The sequence below is a fragment of the Caulobacter sp. genome, assembly GCF_049283275.1.
Classification (GTDB): Bacteria; Pseudomonadota; Alphaproteobacteria; order Caulobacterales; family Caulobacteraceae; genus Caulobacter.
Map to the genome: position 1 here is coordinate 1 of NZ_JBAPVS010000016.1, position 3,991 is coordinate 3,991.

The 3,991-nt window shown below is 63.1% G+C and carries 3 protein-coding genes; all 3 read right to left on the reverse strand.

The features are described 5' to 3' along the window. Positions 1-1,175, reverse strand: a 1,175-nt coding sequence (tuf, locus tag WAL33_RS00885) for an elongation factor Tu (protein ID WP_422177574.1), incomplete at its 3' end; no start/stop codon positions are given. A gap of 120 nt (positions 1,176-1,295) precedes the next feature. Continuing rightward, positions 1,296-3,374: an elongation factor G gene (gene fusA, locus WAL33_RS00890; protein ID WP_422177576.1), complete on the reverse strand. Its 2,079-nt coding sequence runs from the start codon at positions 3,372-3,374 to the stop codon at positions 1,296-1,298. A gap of 114 nt (positions 3,375-3,488) precedes the next feature. Continuing rightward, complete coding sequence (gene rpsG / locus WAL33_RS00895; protein ID WP_007661568.1) at positions 3,489-3,962, reverse strand: 30S ribosomal protein S7; 474 nt, start codon at positions 3,960-3,962, stop codon at positions 3,489-3,491. Between the last annotated feature and the right edge of the window lie 29 nt (positions 3,963-3,991).

The following is a 3,991-nucleotide window of genomic DNA, read 5'->3' on the forward strand; positions in this document are numbered from 1 at the left end:
GCGACGACGCCGGCGCCGACCGTGCGGCCGCCTTCGCGGATGGCGAAGCGCAGGCCTTGGTCCATGGCGATCGGGGTGATCAGCTCGACGTCCAGCTCGGCATTGTCGCCCGGCATGATCATTTCCACGCCTTCGCGCAGGCGGATGATGCCGGTCACGTCGGTGGTGCGGAAGTAGAACTGCGGACGGTAGTTGGTGAAGAACGGCGTGTGGCGGCCGCCTTCTTCCTTGGTCAGGATATAGGCCTCGGCCGTGAACTTGGTGTGCGGCGTGATCGAGCCGGGCTTGCACAGCACTTGGCCGCGCTCGACGTCTTCACGCTTGGTGCCGCGCAGCAGCACGCCGACATTGTCGCCGGCCTGGCCTTGGTCCAGCAGCTTGCGGAACATTTCGACGCCGGTGCACACCGTCTTCTGAACCGGGCGGATGCCGACGATCTCGACTTCCTCGCCGACCTTGACGATGCCCTTTTCGATCCGGCCGGTGACCACGGTGCCGCGGCCCGAGATCGAGAACACGTCTTCGACCGGCATCAGGAACGGCAGGTCCAGCGGACGGGCCGGTTGCGGGATGTAGTCGTCGACCGTCTGCATCAGCGCCAGGATCGACTGTTCGCCGATCTTGGGGTCGCCGCCGTCGATGGCCACCTTGGCCGAACCGGCGGTGATCGGAATGTCGTCGCCCGGGAACTGGTAGCTGGAGAGCAGCTCGCGCACTTCCATCTCGACCAGCTCGAGCAGCTCGGCGTCATCCACCAGGTCGACCTTGTTCAGGTAGACCACCAGGGCCGGCACGCCGACCTGACGGGCCAGCAGGATGTGCTCGCGGGTCTGGGGCATCGGGCCGTCGGCGGCCGACACCACCAGGATCGCGCCGTCCATCTGCGCGGCGCCGGTGATCATGTTCTTCACATAGTCGGCGTGGCCGGGGCAGTCGACGTGGGCGTAGTGACGGTTGGCCGTCTCATATTCCACGTGCGCGGTGTTGATCGTGATGCCGCGGGCCTTTTCTTCCGGCGCAGCGTCGATGTCGGCGTAGTTCTTCGCGGTCGCACCACCGGTCTTGGCCAGAATGATGGTGATCGCGGCCGTCAACGTCGTCTTGCCATGGTCAACGTGACCAATCGTGCCGATGTTGCAGTGCGGCTTGTTACGTTCGAACTTTTCCTTGGCCATTTTCTTAGCTCCAGGACCCCAGAGGGGCCTTCAATTGATGGGAATTTCTGGGGTGTGGCTGAGAGGGCTCCTGACGGAACCCTCTCCTGACTTCGTGTAGGCTTTTTCCGAGGAAAAAGCTTACGCGTACTTCTTGATCACTTCGTCGGCGACGTGTTGCGGCACCGGCTCGTAGTGATCGTATTGCATGGTGAACTGGGCGCGGCCCTGAGACATGCCGCGCAAGGTGTTCACGTAGCCGAACATGTTGGCCAGCGGCACGAAGGCGTTCACCACCGTGGCGTTGCCGCGCATGTCTTGGCCCTGGATCATGCCACGACGACCGTTCAGGTCGCCGATCACCGAACCCAGATACTCTTCCGGGGTCACGACCTCGACGGCCATGATCGGCTCGAGCAGCTTGGGAGCGCCCTTTTCACGCAGTTCCTTGAAGGCGGCGCGCGACGCGATTTCGAACGCCAGCACGCTGGAGTCGACGTCGTGGTACTTGCCGTCCGTCAGGGTCGCCTTGAAGTCGATCAGCGGGAAGCCGGCCAGCAGGCCGTTGTCCTTGACGGACTCCAGGCCCTTCTGGACGCCGGGGATGTATTCCTTCGGCACCGCGCCGCCGACGATGGCGCTTTCGAAGATGAAGCCCGAACCGGGTTCACCGGGTTCGAACGTGATCATGACGCGGGCGAACTGGCCCGTACCACCGGTCTGCTTCTTGTGGGTGTAGTCGATGTCGACCTTCTTACCCAGGCTTTCGCGATAGGCCACCTGCGGCGCGCCGATGTTGGCTTCGACCTTGTAGGTCCGCTTCAGGATGTCGATCTTGATGTCCAGGTGCAGCTCGCCCATGCCCTTCAGGATCGTCTGACCGCTTTCGAAGTCGGTCGAAACGGTGAAGGACGGATCCTCGGCGGCCAGCTTCTGCAGGGCGACGCCCAGCTTTTCCTGGTCGGCCTTGGACTTGGGCTCGACGGCGATCTCGATGACGGGCGCGGGGAATTCCATGCGCTCCAGGATGACCGGCGACTTCAGGGGATCGCACAGGGTGTCGCCCGTGCGGGTGTCCTTCAGGCCGGCCAGGGCGACGATGTCGCCGGCATAGGCTTCCTTGATGTCTTCGCGGTTGTTGGAGTGCATGAGCAGCATGCGGCCGACCCGCTCGCGCTTGTCGCGCGTGGCGTTCAGCAGGCCCATGCCGGTTTCCAGCTTGCCCGAATAGATGCGGCAGAAGGTCAGCGAACCGACGAAGGGGTCGTCCATGATCTTGAACGCCAGAACCGACAGGGGCTCTTCGTCCGAGGCCCGACGCACGACTTCTTCTTCGGTCTTGAAGTCGATGCCCTTGGTCGGCGGGATGTCCAGCGGCGACGGCAGGTAGTCGACCACGGCGTCCAGCAGCGTCTGCACGCCCTTGTTCTTGAAGGCCGAGCCGCAGAGGATCGGATAGAAGGCGCCGGTCAGCACGGCCTTGCGGATGCACTTCTTCAGCACGGCTTCCGAGGGCTCTTCGCCGCCCAGATAGGCTTCCATCGCCTCGTCGTCCATTTCGACGGCGGCTTCGACCAGATAGGCGTGGGCTTCCACGGCCTTGGCCATCAGGTCGGCGGGGATTTCTTCGTCGCGGAAGTTGGCGCCCAGGGCGTCGTTGTCCCAGACCACGGCCTTCATGCGGACCAGGTCGACCAGGCCGCTCAGCGAGGATTCCGAACCGATCGGGAATTGGATCGGAACAGCCTTGGCGCCCAGGCGGTCGCGGATCGACTCGACCGACTTGTCGAAGTCGGCGCCGATCTTGTCCATCTTGTTGACGAACACGATGCGCGGAACGCGATACTTGTCGGCCTGGCGCCAGACGGTTTCGGTTTGCGGCTCGACGCCGGCGTTGCCGTCCAGCACCGCCACGGCGCCGTCCAGGACGCGCAGGCTGCGCTCGACTTCAATGGTGAAGTCGACGTGGCCTGGGGTGTCGATGATGTTGAGGCGCTTGTCTTTCCAGAAGGCGGTCGTCGCGGCCGACGTGATCGTGATGCCGCGCTCTTGCTCCTGGTCCATCCAGTCCATGGTGGCGGCGCCGTCGTGAACTTCGCCGATCTTGTGCGACTTACCCGTGTAATACAGGATCCGCTCCGTCGTCGTCGTCTTTCCGGCGTCGATGTGCGCCATGATGCCGAAGTTACGGTAGTCTTCGATTTTATGCTGGCGGGCCATGGATCTAGCTCTGCGTGACAGCCCAGCCCCAATCTGGGGCGGGGACATTTAAACGTGCGGCGCGGGCGGTTTATCTCAAACCGCCCGCGCCTGAAAGAGTGCTGGTAAGAAAGGTTACCAGCGGTAGTGCGAGAACGCCCGGTTGGCTTCAGCCATCTTGTGGGTGTCTTCGCGCTTCTTCACCGCGGTGCCGCGGTTGTTGGAGGCGTCGAGCAGCTCACCGGCCAGCTTTTCGGTCATGGTGTTCTCGCCGCGCTTGCGGGCGGCGGTCACCAGCCAGCGGATGGCGAGGGCGCGGCGACGGTCCGGACGGACTTCCACAGGCACCTGATAGGTGGCGCCGCCAACGCGACGCGACCGGACTTCGATCGCCGGGGCGACGTTGTCCAGGGCGGAGTGGAAGGTCTCAAGCGGACCTTGGTCCTTGCGCTTGTTTTCCAGGATGTCGAAAGCACCATAGATGATGTTTTCGGCGACGGCTTTTTTGCCCTCGTACATCACGTAGTTCATGAACTTCGTGACAATCAGATCTCCAAACTTGGGATCCGGCAGGACTTGGCGTTTCTCGGCGCGACGGCGGCGGGACATCTTCTTCTATTCCTTACTTCGGACGCTTG

What these genes read in the sequence shown, in the direction of transcription:
- fusA (WP_422177576.1), bottom strand. Translation starts at nt 3,374, where the DNA reads ATGGCCCGCCAGCATAAAATCGAAGACTACCGTAACTTCGGCATCATG.
- rpsG (WP_007661568.1), bottom strand. Translation starts at nt 3,962, where the DNA reads ATGTCCCGCCGCCGTCGCGCCGAGAAACGCCAAGTCCTGCCGGATCCC.